The sequence below is a fragment of the Acidovorax sp. GW835-FHT14G06 genome (assembly GCF_058793595.1).
On the sequence record NZ_JBXAGA010000003.1, the window covers coordinates 60,833 to 75,434 of the forward strand.

Consider the following 14,602-nt stretch of genomic DNA (forward strand, 5'->3'; position numbering starts at 1 on the left):
TTGGCTTTAGCCCTAGCGCGCTGGAGGACAGGTTCGCAGCGATTGCAGCCGGTACCGCTAAACCGCAATGTGCGTGCTTAGCGATGAAAAGCAGCCATTCGGCTGACAGCAAATTTATTGACGAGATCCCCACTGGAGCCTGCGATTCATGCTGACCTAGTGGTTCAAAATTTGTAGAGATCATTACAGCATTGCAGCACTCACGACGGCGCACTAAGCTGCCGTCATGTCTGTCACATCCGAATCTTGGCTGACCTTCGTCGTCAGTCTCCCATCTGCAGCCACCACGGCCCGCATGCGCATTTGGCGCGCCGTCAAGGCACTGGGTTGTGCTGCTTTACGTGACGGAGCTTACTTGTTGCCCGCTTACGTGGAGCAGGCTGCGCAGTTGCAGATGCTGGCCGATGATGCCTTGCAGGAAGGCGGGCAAGCTTGGCTGTTGCGCGTTCAAGCGAAGGACATGGCTGAGCAAGCAGTCTATCAAGCGCTGTTTGATCGAACGGCCGACTACACGTCCTGGCTGGAAGAGTTGGCGCAAGCCCGCCAGACTATTCCCACGCTGCCTACCGCCGAGCTTCAGCGTCTACAACGTCGGCATGGACGCGCCTACGAAGCCATCCGCAAGATCGACTTCTTTCCCGGTGAAGCCTCCATCCGCGCTGAAGCTCAATGGCAGGACTTCACGAATGCGGTCGAGTCCATCCAGTCCCCCGGGGAACCCCAGGCCACAGCGGGCCGTATTGCCCGGCGTGATCGGATGCAGTACCAGGGGCGACTCTGGGCGACGCGTCGGCATCTGTGGGTAGACCGCGTGGCGAGTGCCTGGCTTATCCAGCGCTTCATTGACCCCGCTGCGCGCTTTCTTTGGCTGGAATCTCCGGCCGACTGTCCCGCCGACGCGCTGGGTTTTGATTTCGATGGCGCGATCTTCTCCCACGTTGGCGACCGTGTGACGTTTGAGGTACTGCTGGCGAGCTTTGGTTTGGACGGTGATCGCGGCCTGTTGCGCCTGGGCTCCATGGTGCATGCCCTGGATGTAGGGGGCACAACCACACCCGAAGCCAGCGGCTTCGAGGCCGTGCTGGCCGGGGCGCGCAAGCGCTGGCCGGACGACGACGCACTGTTGGCCGATGTGGGCGGGGTGCTGGACTCGCTTCATGCCCATTTCTCTGCCAATCGCAAAGCGTAGCACCTCACAACTTCAGGAATGAACATGAACGATCTCAACGTAACGGCAGCGCCCGATGCCAGCGCAGCAACTGCCCCTGGTTACACGCTGTGGCAACTGGTGCGCTACATGCTGCGCCTGGGCACGCTCGGCTTTGGCGGCCCGGTGGCCCTGGTCGGCTACATGTACCGCGATCTGGTGGAGCAACGCGGCTGGATTTCGGACGCCGACTACAAGGAGGGGATGGCCCTGGCCCAGCTCATGCCCGGCCCCCTGGCGGCGCAGCTGGCCATCTACCTGGGGTATGTGCACTTCCGCCTGTGGGGTGCAACGCTGGTTGGCCTGGCGTTTGTGCTGCCGTCATTCGTGATGGTGGTCGCACTGGGTGCCGCCTACAAAGCCTATGGCGGCATCTCTTGGATGCAAGCCGTGTTCTATGGCGTTGGAGCATCCGTCATCGGCATCATTGCCCTGAGCGCCTACAAGCTCACAACCAAGAACGTGGGCAAGGACAAACTGTTGTGGGTCATCTACCTGCTCAGCGCCGGTGTGACCATCATCACCCAGTCCGAAGTGATCTGGGTCTTTCTGGGCGCGGGTTTGCTGGTGTGGGCCGTGCGTGGTCCCTTGAAGCGCACCGGCGGCCAACTGCACAGCGTGGCGTGGGCGGCACCAATCGCTGCAGCACTCAGCCTGGAGAACCTCGACTGGCACAAGCTGGGGCAGATCGCAGCCTACTTCACCTATGCGGGCGCCTTCGTCTTCGGCAGCGGCCTGGCCATCGTACCGTTCCTTTACGGCGGCGTGGTCAAGGAGTACGCATGGCTGACCGACCGCCAGTTCGTGGACGCGGTGGCCGTGGCCATGATCACCCCGGGCCCCGTCGTCATCACCACAGGCTTCATCGGCTTCCTGACCAGCGGCTTCTGGGGCGCGGTTGTCGCGGCGGCAGCGACCTTCCTTCCCTGCTACCTGCTCACCGTGATCCCGGCGCCGTACTTCAAGAAGCATGGCAAGCACCCCGGTGTGGTCGCATTTGTCGATGGTGTCACGGCCGCCGCCGTGGGGGCCATTGCGGGGGCTGTTGTGGTGTTGGGCCAGCGATCCATTGTGGATCTGCCCACCGCTGCGCTATTTCTCGCCACCGCTGCGGTCCTGTGGCGGTTCAAGAAGCTGCCCGAACCGGTGGTGGTGCCTGCCGCCGCCTTGATCGGCTTGGTCGTCTATCCGCTGGTTGCCCACGCCTGATGCTGACCGTCTACAGGAGAACCTCATGAATTACCAAATCCGCCCTTTGACCCTGAACCCCGACCAGCTCTCTGGTTTGTCGAGCCGCCTCATCACCAGCCACCACGAGAATAATTACTCGGGCGCGGTCAAGCGCCTGAACGCCATACGGAGCGAACTCGCAGCGCTGGACTGGAGTGCCGTAGCCACCTTCACCATCAACGGTCTCAAGCGCGAGGAGTTGATCGCCGCCAATTCAGCTTTCCTGCACGAGCTGTATTTCGACAACCTGGGCGGCAACGGCGTGCTGCCTTCCTGCGGACTCTCCATTGCGCTCACGCGCGACTTTGGCTCCGTCGAGGCCTGGCGCAGTGAGTTCACCGGACTGGCCAAGGCCATGGGCGGCGGATCGGGATGGGCCTTGCTGTCCTGGTCTTCCCGCGAAAGCCGGCTCATCAACCACTGGGCGGCCGACCACACCCACCTCCTGGCCGGCGCTACGCCCGTGCTGGCGCTGGACATGTACGAGCATGCGTATCACCTGGACTTCGGCGCCAAGGCGGGCGCCTATGTGGATGCCTTCATGGCGAACATCCAGTGGGACAAGGTGTACAGGCGCTACGGCGCTGCTGTCGAGGCGGATGCGTTGGCATTTGGCATCGACACAGGCGCCGCGATGGCCGGTGCGGAAGGTGCGTTCGATGTGCGACGTGAGGAGGACTATCTGCAAAGCCCGCAGGTCATTGCCGGAGCGTCCTGGCGCGATCCTGCGCGCGTATTGGAGTGGAGCCAAGAACTGGAAGCCACGAAGCCGGTGCTGCTGTATTGCTTGCGCGGCAAGGATATTGGTCGTTCTACGGTCATGGCGCTGCGGGCCAGGGGAATAGATGCGCGCTACATCGTCGGCGGCATTGAGGCCTGGCTAGCGGCTGGCCTGCCTGTTGAAGTGCAAAGAGGTGCTGCATGAAATGGGTCACCCGTGAGCGTCCTAAGATCGACCGTATTGCCTGCCCATGGCTGATTGCCCGGTTCATCGACAAGGCACCAGAATTCCTCTATGTGCCTGCGACCTCTGTGCTTCAGGTGGCCCAAGAGACCGGAGCGATACCCTACGACGTGCCGGGCGTGGAAATGACCCATGAGGGGGATCTGTGCAGCTTTGACGCTTTTCTCAAGAAGTACGACCTCACTGATGCCGCCTTGCAGCAACTGGCCGTGATCGTGCGGGGCGCAGACACCTCCAGGCTGGATCTGGCGCCGCAGTCTGCGGGCCTCTATGCGTTGTCGCTCGGCCTGTCCAAGACTTTCAGCGACGACCACGAGATGCTCGGACATGGCATGGTGATGTACGACGCCCTGTACGCCTGGTGCAAATCCTGCCAGGAGGAACCGCACAACTGGCCTCCCCAGATGGGACCGGTGGGCTCTGCATGAGCGTGCCGTTCAATGGAATGAATGCGCTCCCGAGACGCTGTCTGCGCAGCACCTTGATACTCCTGGCGTACGCTATAGCGCTGGCCGGGGCTTCGACTGCACAGTCTGGGGAACGCAAGCTCTCTGGGCCGCAGATTCGCACAGCCATTTCAGGGAAGGAAGTGAGCGATGGGCGGCATTGGAGCCACTACTACCTTACAAACGGCCAGCTAGAACGCGCGGAGAACGGCAGAAGCCGGTCAGGGAACTGGAACGTCATCGGCGATCAACTGTGCCTGCTGTTGCCCGAGGTCAGCAAGAAGGAGCCCATCTGCTTTGACGTGATGCAGATCGAAGGAGAGTTGCAGTACCGTGATGAGCGCTCGGTCGTTTACCAGGGTGCAGTGCGACCTCGGTCTACCAAGCGCTGACCGAGTGTCATTGCTCAAATGGATGCTGAGGGATAGACACCAGACTGCGAACTGCGGGAGCTTGGCGCTACACCACGAATGACATTGCATTGGGGTGCCTAGCTCTCTGCCTCGAAAGCTCTATCCAGAGTTAACCTGACGAGACCCCGGATCTCAATTGAGGTGCACGTGGATGGACCGCATCCATGCAACTCGCGACGTTGACATACACAGCATCGCCAACCTTCAGTTCCGTGCCTTGCGGCACGACCACAGTCCACCATCGGGCATGGCCGACTTGCCTCCAACGAACGCGAGCGAGAAGATCAGTTGTTCGCATCGGGGCTTCAGTGCTGCAGGATTGGCGGTAGCGCGATTTGAGGTGATCCGAGTCGCCAACAGCTTCCACCACCCCCTCTCTCCATCCTTCCCTCCATGGAAGGCGCCCCTCGTAGACAGGGGTGGTGGCGCAAGCCGAAAGGACCATGGCCAGCATGGGCGTTGCGATGCGAATATACGAGTATTGAATTTCAACTCTCCTTAGAAATGTTCGACAACAGATTTGTGCTCTCCACGAGCGAGGCTTGCGTTTCCGAGACCGAGGTCGTTCTCTGTCTCTGGGCAGCGCCAATTGGCGACTTCTGAGGCGTTTGGCCAATCTCCGGCTGAACTTGATCCGCTTGTCTTTCTCAGGATGGAGCTTGAACCACAGGCTCCTGATCTGCCAAACCACAACGGCAATGGCAATGGCAAGCATGCCGCCATCACCCAGACCATCTTTCCGGGCCGTGAAGGCATGATCAGCACAGGCATTGTTGATCGCCGGCTTGAGGCTCAGGTGCAGCTACAAGGAACAGCGCCATGCAGAACGACAGCGCATGCAAAGACCATTGACCCATTTGGTCTACAGAGCGACACCGATCCACGAAAGCGCCGAGGAACACAACCGGCCAGCGCATACATGGGAGCGCCCCACGCACAATGCGCTTGCGTCGCTGCACAGCAGTCACCCAAAAGCGGCATCTCATCCCACCGCCTTTGGAATCGATATCAGCACCTCGCGCAGATAGTCGACAAGAGTGCTCAAAATCCATGGCCCGGCAAGCGTCAGCGCGATGATCGCTGCCACCAGTTTGGGGATGAACGACAACGTCGCTTCGTTGATCTGAGTCACCGCCTGGAAGATGCTCACCACCAGGCCAACCACCAGCACCACGAGAACGATAGGGGCCGTGATCATCAACAGCAACTGCAGCCCGGTCTGGCCTGCCGTGAGAACTTGTTGTGCTTCCATGACTGGACATCCTTCAAGCTGAATGGTCTGCGCACTGGCAAGCGCACACAGCGCGCGCCCCAGCTTCGAAACGCCCGCCTCTATGCACCACTGATCCTTACCTTGAGCAACTTGACCGAGTTGAGAAAAACGAGGATGTCGGGTCCAAGATGGATGATTGCCGCCTGTATCGGGCCGATCCACCCAAGCAGCGCTGCGGTGATGCCCAGCACGTGCACAACGCCGACGCCCACAAACAGGTTCTCTTGCACCGTGCGGTAGGCCTTGCGGGCGATGGCGCGGGCTGCGGCAATCTTTGCAAGGTCATCCGTCATCAGCGCAACATCGGCGGCTTCCAGTGCCGCTTGCGTACCTGCGCCGCCCATCGCGATTCCGACGTCGGCCCTGGCCAAGGCGGGTGCATCATTGACGCCATCGCCCACCATGGCGACCCTGTGGCCTTGGCTTTGGAACTCAGCGATGGCTTTGACCTTGTCCGCCGGCATGAGATCGGCTCGAACCTCATCGATGCCAAGCTGATCGGCAATTGCCTTGGCCGTGGCTGCGTTGTCTCCAGTCAGCATGACGGTCCGCTGGATGCCGTTCGCCTTGAGGTGTGACAGCGCGGCCTTGGCCCCTGGCCGCAAGGTGTCCGCGATGAAGAGAATCCCCGCGAACTTGCCATCGATGGCGACATGCACCGGAGTTCGGCCGTCCGTTTCAGATGCAGTGGAGCTGACATCAACACCGTTCTCTCGCAACAAGGCCGAGTTCCCCACCAGCACTGCATGACCTTCTGCAGTGGCTCGCACACCACGGCCTTGCAACTGCTCGAAGGAGGTGGGCTCCGGAACCGCCAGGATCCTTTGCGCAGCTGCCTGCACAACTGCCTTGGCGAGTGGGTGTGCTGAGCGTCGGTCAGCCGCGGCAGCCAGTCGCAGCAAATTGTCTTCATCAAACGCCGGGTCCACACACATCACCTGCACCACTTCGGGAAGATTTGCGGTGAGCGTGCCAGTCTTGTCGAAGACCATGACGTCGACCTTTGCCAGACTCTCCAGATAGATGCCGCCCTTGATGAGAATGCCCGATCGTGCCGCTCGTGCAATGGCCGCAATCATCACCAACGGCGTCGCCAGCCCCAGCTCAGCAGGCGACGTGAAAATCAACAGCGTGACGATGGTTCGCACGTCCTGTGTGACCAGGTACACGCCGATCAGGAAAATGAAGACGACAGGGATGAGCCAGCCCGCCACCTTGTCTGCCAGTTTCTGCACAGGGGCTTGCTCGGCCTCGGCGTTTTCCACCAAGGCGATGATGCGAGAGAAGGTCGTATCGGCACCCAGTTGCTCCACCAGGACATCCAACGCGCCAGAGTCGACGAGCGTTCCGGCAAAAACTTGGCTGCCCATGGCCTTGTCCTTGGGCACGCTCTCGCCGGTTATGGTAGCTTCGTTGACCGAGCCTTGGCCGCTGAGCACTCTGCCGTCGACCGGGATTTTTTCCCCGGGGCGCACAAGCACAATGTCGCCCACCCTCAGCGTGCTGACAGGCACCGTCTCCTCACCCTGCGCGGTGCGCAGCAGCGCAGTCTGGGGCACCGAGCCAATCAGCGACTTGATGGATGCCCGTGCACGATCTGTGTTCAGCTCGGCGATGAATTCGGCAATCAGGATGATGACCATCAGCACTGCACCGGCCAATGCTTCTCCGCCGAAGACTGCAACCAGCGTCGCCACGGTGACAAAAATTTCCGTACCAATCTTGCGTTCGCGTACCAGGTCATTCACGCCTGTTTTGACAAGCGGGTACAGACCGATGGCAATCGCGACCCAAAGGATCTCGACCGCTACCAAACTCCGCCAAAAGAGCAGTGCAATAAATCCGGTGACTGCAATGCGTGCGACCTCCACCCACCGCTCATGTGTCATCAGAGCTTTGAGATTCGAGGCGGCAGGCTGTTGATCGGCTGGAACTGTTGTCATGGTTATTCCTCCGTTGATGTGGGTCCGCATACCACCGCGAACGGTGGCAACGTCTCTACTGCGCCTTCAGCGCAGCGCCCGGCACTCACGCACCAGGCGCTGGGAAGGCTCAGTCGTCGTCCAAGCCCCAGACCAGGTGGGCATCGATCATCAGCCGGCTTTGCGCGCGCAATGCTTCGACGCGTGCCTGCTCGGCAGCCATGGTGGCGTCCAGAGCCTGTTTGCGGGCCAGCAACAGGCCTTGCAAGTCCACCTCTCCCAAGGTGTACGCACGCTGGGTGAGACGGGCACTGCTTTGCGTGGAGGCCAAGCCCTGCGAGGTCAGGCGCCAGCGCTCGAAGCTCCCTGTGGCATCGATGTAAGTACCACCGACTTCAATCTCCAGAGCGCGGCGCTTGCCATCCAGCCTGGCGCGCGCGGCCTCGGCCTCCTGCAAGGCTTGCAGCATCCGCTCATTGCGATAGGTACCGCTCAAAGGAATGCTGACGCTCACGCCGTAGATCCGCTCGCTGCGTCTCGCTTCGGAGGCAACGAAGACGCCCACGGTGGGGTCAGGCGTCTTGTCGGCACGCATGCGATCTGCCAAGAGCGCTGCCTTGCGCGCCTGTGCCTCGGCCATGCGCACCGGATCGCTCTCTGCCAGGATCCGCTCGCGCCACTGCTCCTGCGGGGTTTCCAATGGCTGAGGGTCGGCCACCAGTTGCGGCAGGTCTGTGATGAGAGGAAAGCGTGCGCGCAACGTGGCTTGGGCTTTGGCCTCAGCCGTCGTCGCGGCACTGAGCTGGCGGTCCATCTCGATCATGTCGGTCGTCGCCAGGTTGACGTCCAATACGGATGCGTCACCGGCCTTGCGGCGGCTTTCCACAGCTTTGAGGTTCTCCTGCGCAAAGCCCCTTTGCTCAGCGATCACCTCCTTGATGCGGCGTGCGGCGATGACATCCATCCACAGGTCGGAGAGCGCTCGCGCTGATTCGTGGATGGCCTCCCCGATCTGGGCTTTGGCGATGTCGATGTCGGCGTTCCCGATATCTCCATCCAGCCGGGCCTTGCCGGCAACGCGCCACCCGCGTTCGATACCAGCTTCCCACTCGTTGGAGCGTCCTCCCGCGTCGTACCTGCGGCTCTGCACGGTCGCACGCGTAGTCCACTCATGCGATCCCACACGCAACGCTGCAGCACCGTGCCCTGCCGCCGCCAGTGCGCGGCGCGCCTCCAGCACAGCAGGATCCTGATCAATTGCCTGCCGCACCAATGGGGTAGGCAGCAACTCGGGCGCCGATCCATTCACCCACGCCCCTGCTGGCAGCGCCAACGTCATCAACGCGGTCGATCCCGCGATGGCAATCCACTGTTTCATTCAACTACCCCTTCAACACTCAATTCGCAGGCCCAGAAGCACACACCCGTTCCCTTGAACTTCTGATGCACCATCTCCAGGGTCTGCTTCAATTGCTCTTCGGTCACGATCAGCTGGATCTGCATGGACGCGCTGCGCCCCATGACCTGTTCCACGCCAGAGAGGCGCCCATGCGGGGTTCCATGGCTGAAGGTGGCCGTGCTGGTGAACACCTGGTCCGGAACGGACGTCAACAGGGCATCCAGCAGCTTTTCCGCGATGTCGGGACCGCATACCAGTGAAAGACAGTGCTTAGGCATTTGCGGCCTCCGGGGTGGTTGCTTCGATCTGCTTGGGCTTCGCGTGTGCAAAGCGCAGGTAGAGAATGGGCAAGAGAATGAGCGTCAGCGCAGTGGCGGTGATGAGGCCACCGATCACCACAATGGCCAGAGGCCGCTGGATCTCGGAGCCCGGTCCCGAAGCGAACAGCAGCGGAATGAGACCGAACGCCGTGATGGCTGCAGTCATAAGCACTGGCCGCAGTCTTCGGCGTGCACCCTGTGTCACGCAGTCCACCAGAGACATGCCTTCGGCATGCAACTGGTTGAAGTAGCTGACCAGCACCACCCCATTGAGCACGGCGATGCCCAGCAGCGCAATGAAGCCGACCGACGCGGGCACGGACAGGTATTCCCCAGTCAGCCACAGCGCAAAGATGCCGCCCACCAGCGCAAACGGAATGTTGCTGAGCACCAGCAAGGCTTGCCGCACCGATCCGAAGGTGGAGAACAGCACCAGGAAGATCACGCCGAGGGACAGGGGGATCACCAGCGTCAGGCGTGCTGCCGCGCGCTGCTGGTTCTCGAACTGGCCGCCCCAGGTGATGCGGTAGCCGGTGGGCAACTGCACAGCCTGGCCGATCTTGGCCTTGGCCTCCTCGACGAAGCCCACGAGGTCGCGGCCCGTCACGTTGGCGATCACGACGCTGTAGCGGCTGCCCATTTCCCGGTCGATCTTGACCGGTCCGCTGTCGCGCTCCAGCGTTGCAAGCTCCTGCAGAGGAACGCTCTGGCCATCGGGAGTCGTGATCGTGAGCGCTGCGAACTCGGAAGGAGACACCTTCACGCCATCTGCTCCGCGCAAAACAATAGGGATGCGGCGGTTGCCGTCGATCACCGTACCAGCGCGTTGCCCTTCAATCTGCACCCTGAGCGCATCCTGCACGTTCTCGACCGACAGGCCGAAACGCCCTACGGCCACGCGGTTGACCACAACGCGCAGGTACTGCACGCCATCGTTCTCCACTGTATACACGTCCTGGTTGCCGGGCACTTGCTTCATCAGGCCTTCGATCTGGCCGGCCAGCTCGTTGAGCTTGTCGAGGTCGGGACCGAACACCTTGATGGCGATGTCGCCCCGTACCCCGATGATCATTTCCGAGACACGCATGTCGATGGGCTGTGTGAAGCTGTAGCTGATGCCAGGCAGCTGGTCCAGCACGCCGCGGATCTTCTCGATCAGCTCTTCCTTGTTGGCAAACTTCCATTCAGCACGTGGCTTCAAGATCAGAAATGTGTCTGTCTGGTTCAAGCCCATCGGATCCAGGCCGATCTCGTCGGACCCCGCCCGCGCCACCACACCCGTGATCTCGGGGATCTCCTTCATCAGCGCCTGGTGGATCTTCAGGTCTAGCGCGGCCGTTTCCTCCAGGCTCACAGAAGGCAGCTTCTCAATACCGACGATGATGTCGCCCTCATCCATCTGCGGCATGAAGGTCTTGCCCACAAACGAGTACACGACAGCAGCAGCCACCAGCATCAGACAGGCCACCACATAAACCACCCGCTCGCGGCGCAGTGCGAACGCCAGCGCTGGCTCGTAGGCCTTGAGCAGCTTGCGCGGCAGCCACGGTTCGTGGTGCGCCACCTTGGTGAGCAGAAAGGACGACAGCACCGGGATGATCGTCAGCGAGAGCACCAGCGAGCTGGCCAGCGCGAAGACGATGCTCATGGCAACCGGCACGAAGAACTTGCCTTCCAGCCCTTGCAACGTGAGCAGAGGCAGGAACACCAGCACGATGATCAGGATGCCCGCGGCCACGGGTGCCGCCACCTCGCGTACCGCCCGGAAGATGATATGCAGCCGCGGCAGCTTGCCTTTGGACTCATCTTCAGCCTGGTGCTGCACGATGTTTTCCACCACCACCACGGCGGCGTCGACCAGCATGCCCAATGCAATGGCCAGGCCACCCAGGCTCATGAGGTTCGCTGACATGCCCGCAGCACGCATCAACAGGAAGGTCGCCAGTGCGGACAGGGGCAGGACGACTGCCACCGCCACAGCGGCACGGACGTTGCCCAGAAACGCTCCCAGCAGCACCAGAACCAGTACCGTTGCTTCCATCAGGGCGCTGGACACCGTGCCCACCGCCTTCTCGACGAGTTGTGCGCGGTTGTAGAAGACCTTCAGTTCGACGCCAGCAGGCAGGGTGGGCTTGATGTCCTCGATCTTGCGGGTCACACCTTCGACCACCTTCTGGGCATTGGCGCCGGCCAATCCCAGCACCAGGCCCTGAACCGCCTCAGCCTTGCCATCCTTGGTGACCACACCGTAGCGTGTCACGCTGCCATCGCGCACTTGCGCCACATCCTGCAGGCGCACGCTGCCGCCCCTGTCGTTCTTGACGACGATGGACATCAAGTCATCCTTGGTGCGAATGCTGCCCTCGCTGCGGACCAACAGCACTTCATCACCTTCGCCGAGCCGGCCCGCACCATCGTTGCGGTTGTTGGCTTCGATCGCTTCCTTGACCTTTGTGACAGACAACCCCATGGCTGCCATGCGCACGGAATCCAGCACGACCTCGAAGCTGTGCACCTTGCCACCCAGCGCGTTCACGTCAGCGACACCAGGCACAGAGCGCAACGCAGGCCGGATCACCCAGTCCAGCAGGCTACGGCGCTCCTCCAGTGTCATGGTCGGCGCCTCCACCGTGAACATGAACATCTCGCCCAGCGGAGTTGTGACAGGTGCCATGCCGCCCGAGATGCCCGGCGGAAGGTCGGCGCTGATGTTGGCCAAGCGTTCGGACACTTGCTGGCGGGCCCAGTAGATGTCAGTGCCGTCTTCGAAGTCGACGGTGACGTCCACCAGACCGTACTTGGTGACAGAGCGCAGGATCCGCTGCTTGGGGATACCGAGCATCTCCACCTCGATGGGGATGGCTACACGGCTCTCGATTTCTCCGGGCGTCATGCCTGGAGCTTTCATGATGATCTTCACCTGTGTGCTGGACACATCAGGGAAGGCGTCGATGGGCAGGTTCTTGAACGAGAACCAGCCCGCGCCCGCTAGCAGGGCGCCAGCGAGCAGCACGAACAGCCGCTGCGCCAAGGCAAATTGAACAAGGCGTGCCAGCATCTCAATTGCTCCCGCCCTTGCCCTGCCATGCTGCCTTCAGCGCGATCACGGACGCAGTGGCGATCTCCTGCCCAGCCTGCAGCCCGCCGGTGACACGCATGGTTTGGCCAGCGCTCGCGAGCACCGAGACTGGCGTGGCGACAAAGCCCTTTTCCGTACGGACGAAGACATAGGCCTTGTCTCCTTGGCGCACCACCGACTGCAGCGGCACGGTCCAACCCTCGCTCCCGCCAGAGAAGGGAACCTGCACCTGCAAGATCTCGCCTGGACGCAGCTGCTCGGCGCCCTTGGTGACTACGGCCTTGAGGACAAGGATCTGGTTGTCGCTGACGGTCGGGCCCACGCTGAGGGCCTCGCCCTGAACACCATCGCGTCCGACCACGGTGATGGCCGACCCTTTCACGGTTGCAACCTGGGCGGTGCGGGCTGATGGAATCTGGATATCCAGGCCCAGCTTGCTGGGGTTAGCGATGCGCATCAGCAAGTCAGCCTGCTGTACACGCTGACCGGGCTTGACGGACAGGTCAGCAACAAGCCCCGCTCCCTTGGCCCGCACCGTGACGCTCGTCTCCACACTACCGCCATCGGCGATGCTGCGGATCCGCGCGTTGTCCAGGCCAGCCAAGCGGAGTGCAGCTTCGGCCTGCCGCTTACGGGCTGCGTCCTGGGCGGCAGTGGCTTCAGCCTCCTGTACACGGCGCTCGGGAATGATCCCTTCCGAAAAGAGCTGGCGCTCGCGCTGCAAGGCCTTCTGGGACAGGCGGCTGCTGGAGCTCACCTCCATCAGCTTGAGCTGCAACTCACCCAGTTCCGGGCTGATCAAGCGCATCAGCGGCTGACCGGCTTTCACAGCATCGTTCTCAGCGACCAGCAGCTGGTCAACTACGCCTGCAAGCGGTGCGCTGGCAATCTGCTCCTGTCCGGGAGCGAGCACCACGCGGGCAGAGTAGGTCTGGCCTGACGTATCGCTGGATTTTTCAAGGCGTTGCACTTGCACGCCCAGGGACTGCATCTGCGCAGCACTGACGGGAAACTCGTCAGCCGCCAAAGCCGCTATGGGCGACGCGATCAGACAAGGAAAGGCGAAAACAGCCAGGCGCCCAAGCGCCAGCCGGGAAAAACGGTACAGCATCGAAAACTCCACGAAAGACAGCACCCCGCGATACGGGCGCAGTCAGGAAAAGCGAAAGAAGGGGCTTTTCAGGCGTGGAGCGGAGGCGCACGGCCTCCCGGGGGCAAACTTCGGAACGAAGGATAGATGGGGGCCACATACGCTGGCCAGGTGTGCGGCTCTTCGCTTTGCGCGAAATCGAAAATCTCAGCAAACGCGACATAAAGCGCAAAGGCTTGTGTGGCCGCGCTCAGTTGGCCAGACGATGCCTGAAGTTGCACCGCCATGGTGGCATGTGCAAACAGAGCGAGGTTGTCGCCATCGTCAACATGCAGCATGCCTGCGGATGCACCATCTTTCACGGCACCAATCCATGAGGCGTCAATGCCTGAGTCGTGGTGGTGTTGATGCAACGGCGAGGCGATCTGGTCCCATGCCAAAACCAGTACCAAAATCCATTTAGCAATCCACCACGCGTGCGCCAGAGAGACCGAAAATCGGCTCACTTGGACTGGGTCTTTGCACGTGAGGGAAGGCATAGGGGGCCGTGTGTGTAGCGGCATCCATTATGCCTCAGCCGTTGAAAATTTTGATGTCTGCTTTCAGGACAATTTGGTGTAGCTAGAGCACCGTTCCAGTGAACCAATGCCGCCTGGCTTGCGCTCAAGCTATCCGTACACTGTTCAGCTGCCAGCTCCGTACATCTCCTGACGGTACTGCCGTTCGGACTCGGTCATCGTCAGGTATTCCTGCTGCACCTGCTCACGCGTCTTGGTTGGGCCCGTCAGCTTCATCGGCAACGGCGCACCCCGCGACATGATGGCCAAGGTGCCATCCTTGCGCGCAGCCTCGACGGCCTGCAGCACCTCCCCCCGGGACTTGGTGCTCTGCTGGTGTTCCGGGTGAGTCGTGTACCCGATTTCACCGCCAGTCGGGTGATACAAGGAAGAAGCCGACACCAGTCCAGGTGCCGCCACCGCGATAAAAGCCAGAGAAAGAAGAAAGGATTTGCGAGAGTACATGGTGATGTCCTTCTGGTTGGAGATGAACCGCGGCAACTTGCCTCGGCTATGTCTTTTGACATGGCACCCACTGTAGAAATCGAACTGCGACAGCCCCCCAACGTCCGGATTACAAATTTGTAATCGGCAACTCGCCCGCTCTCTCAGAAAATCTATTGATGACCAATCCGCTTGTCGAACAGCCTGTCTCTGGAATCGGCCGCCCGATCCATTGGCAACCCACAATGCATCTGCCTC

Annotated in this window: 13 protein-coding genes; 5 read left to right on the forward strand and 8 right to left on the reverse strand. The window is 61.3% G+C overall.

All coding sequences use genetic code 11. The annotated features are described in order from the left end of the window. Positions 1-226: 226 nt before the first annotated feature. Genes AC1Q64_RS05380 through AC1Q64_RS05400 form a run of 5 tightly spaced genes read left to right on the forward strand, consistent with a single transcriptional unit; the run spans position 227 to position 4,239 of the window. Positions 227-1,189, forward strand: coding sequence for a chromate resistance protein ChrB domain-containing protein (locus tag AC1Q64_RS05380; protein WP_288851635.1), 963 nt, complete (start codon positions 227-229; stop codon positions 1,187-1,189). A 24-nt stretch (positions 1,190-1,213) separates the two neighbouring features. After that, positions 1,214-2,416: a chromate transporter gene (locus AC1Q64_RS05385; RefSeq protein WP_288851636.1), complete on the forward strand. Its 1,203-nt coding sequence runs from the start codon at positions 1,214-1,216 to the stop codon at positions 2,414-2,416. A 25-nt stretch (positions 2,417-2,441) separates the two neighbouring features. After that, positions 2,442-3,362 carry a Fe-Mn family superoxide dismutase gene (locus AC1Q64_RS05390; protein ID WP_492250711.1) on the forward strand — a complete coding sequence of 307 codons (921 nt, stop codon included), beginning with the start codon at positions 2,442-2,444 and terminating at the stop codon, positions 3,360-3,362. After that, positions 3,359-3,829: a chromate resistance protein ChrB domain-containing protein gene (locus AC1Q64_RS05395; RefSeq protein ID WP_288851638.1), complete on the forward strand. Its 471-nt coding sequence runs from the start codon at positions 3,359-3,361 to the stop codon at positions 3,827-3,829. The genes AC1Q64_RS05390 and AC1Q64_RS05395 overlap by 4 nt, the downstream gene beginning before the upstream one ends. Continuing rightward, positions 3,826-4,239 (forward strand): hypothetical protein, encoded by a 414-nt coding sequence (locus AC1Q64_RS05400; protein ID WP_233250714.1) that lies wholly within the window; start codon positions 3,826-3,828, stop codon positions 4,237-4,239. Before AC1Q64_RS05395 ends, AC1Q64_RS05400 begins: the two co-directional genes overlap by 4 nt. A gap of 1,003 nt (positions 4,240-5,242) precedes the next feature. On the opposite strand, the gene fliQ is transcribed toward AC1Q64_RS05400, so the two are convergent. The 8 genes from fliQ to AC1Q64_RS05440 all read right to left on the reverse strand — a co-directional run bounded on the left by fliQ (position 5,243) and on the right by AC1Q64_RS05440 (position 14,365). Beyond that, entirely contained in the window at positions 5,243-5,512 is a 270-nt protein-coding gene (fliQ, locus tag AC1Q64_RS05405) for a flagellar biosynthesis protein FliQ (protein WP_108499849.1), read from the reverse strand. Between the two features lie 80 nt (positions 5,513-5,592). Further along, a complete protein-coding gene (locus tag AC1Q64_RS05410; RefSeq protein WP_108499850.1) occupies positions 5,593-7,476 on the reverse strand; it encodes a heavy metal translocating P-type ATPase in 1,884 nt (627 codons plus the stop codon). 109 nt (positions 7,477-7,585) lie between these two features. Further along, positions 7,586-8,833 (reverse strand): TolC family protein, encoded by a 1,248-nt coding sequence (locus AC1Q64_RS05415; RefSeq protein ID WP_288851639.1) that lies wholly within the window; start codon positions 8,831-8,833, stop codon positions 7,586-7,588. Beyond that, complete coding sequence (locus AC1Q64_RS05420) at positions 8,830-9,132, reverse strand: DUF3240 family protein (RefSeq protein ID WP_108499852.1); 303 nt, start codon at positions 9,130-9,132, stop codon at positions 8,830-8,832. The genes AC1Q64_RS05415 and AC1Q64_RS05420 overlap by 4 nt, the downstream gene beginning before the upstream one ends. Next, complete coding sequence (locus tag AC1Q64_RS05425) at positions 9,125-12,232, reverse strand: efflux RND transporter permease subunit (protein ID WP_288851640.1); 3,108 nt, start codon at positions 12,230-12,232, stop codon at positions 9,125-9,127. Before AC1Q64_RS05425 ends, AC1Q64_RS05420 begins: the two co-directional genes overlap by 8 nt. 1 nt (position 12,233) lies before the next feature. After that, a complete protein-coding gene (locus tag AC1Q64_RS05430) occupies positions 12,234-13,364 on the reverse strand; it encodes an efflux RND transporter periplasmic adaptor subunit (RefSeq protein WP_108499854.1) in 1,131 nt (376 codons plus the stop codon). Between the two features lie 68 nt (positions 13,365-13,432). Then, complete coding sequence (locus AC1Q64_RS05435; protein WP_291437270.1) at positions 13,433-13,882, reverse strand: hypothetical protein; 450 nt, start codon at positions 13,880-13,882, stop codon at positions 13,433-13,435. A 144-nt stretch (positions 13,883-14,026) separates the two neighbouring features. Then, positions 14,027-14,365: a DUF4148 domain-containing protein gene (locus AC1Q64_RS05440; RefSeq protein WP_108499857.1), complete on the reverse strand. Its 339-nt coding sequence runs from the start codon at positions 14,363-14,365 to the stop codon at positions 14,027-14,029. Positions 14,366-14,602: the final 237 nt, after the last annotated feature.

Bases quoted from the DNA above. Each gene is read 5' to 3' on its own strand.
- AC1Q64_RS05380 (WP_288851635.1), top strand. From the start codon at position 227: ATGTCTGTCACATCCGAATCTTGGCTGACCTTCGTCGTCAGTCTCCCA.
- AC1Q64_RS05385 (WP_288851636.1), top strand. From the start codon at position 1,214: ATGAACGATCTCAACGTAACGGCAGCGCCCGATGCCAGCGCAGCAACT.
- AC1Q64_RS05390 (WP_492250711.1), top strand. From the start codon at position 2,442: ATGAATTACCAAATCCGCCCTTTGACCCTGAACCCCGACCAGCTCTCT.
- AC1Q64_RS05395 (WP_288851638.1), top strand. From the start codon at position 3,359: ATGAAATGGGTCACCCGTGAGCGTCCTAAGATCGACCGTATTGCCTGC.
- AC1Q64_RS05400 (WP_233250714.1), top strand. From the start codon at position 3,826: ATGAGCGTGCCGTTCAATGGAATGAATGCGCTCCCGAGACGCTGTCTG.
- fliQ (WP_108499849.1), bottom strand. From the start codon at position 5,512: ATGGAAGCACAACAAGTTCTCACGGCAGGCCAGACCGGGCTGCAGTTG.
- AC1Q64_RS05410 (WP_108499850.1), bottom strand. From the start codon at position 7,476: ATGACAACAGTTCCAGCCGATCAACAGCCTGCCGCCTCGAATCTCAAA.
- AC1Q64_RS05415 (WP_288851639.1), bottom strand. From the start codon at position 8,833: ATGAAACAGTGGATTGCCATCGCGGGATCGACCGCGTTGATGACGTTG.
- AC1Q64_RS05420 (WP_108499852.1), bottom strand. From the start codon at position 9,132: ATGCCTAAGCACTGTCTTTCACTGGTATGCGGTCCCGACATCGCGGAA.
- AC1Q64_RS05425 (WP_288851640.1), bottom strand. From the start codon at position 12,232: ATGCTGGCACGCCTTGTTCAATTTGCCTTGGCGCAGCGGCTGTTCGTG.
- AC1Q64_RS05430 (WP_108499854.1), bottom strand. From the start codon at position 13,364: ATGCTGTACCGTTTTTCCCGGCTGGCGCTTGGGCGCCTGGCTGTTTTC.
- AC1Q64_RS05435 (WP_291437270.1), bottom strand. From the start codon at position 13,882: ATGCCTTCCCTCACGTGCAAAGACCCAGTCCAAGTGAGCCGATTTTCG.
- AC1Q64_RS05440 (WP_108499857.1), bottom strand. From the start codon at position 14,365: ATGTACTCTCGCAAATCCTTTCTTCTTTCTCTGGCTTTTATCGCGGTG.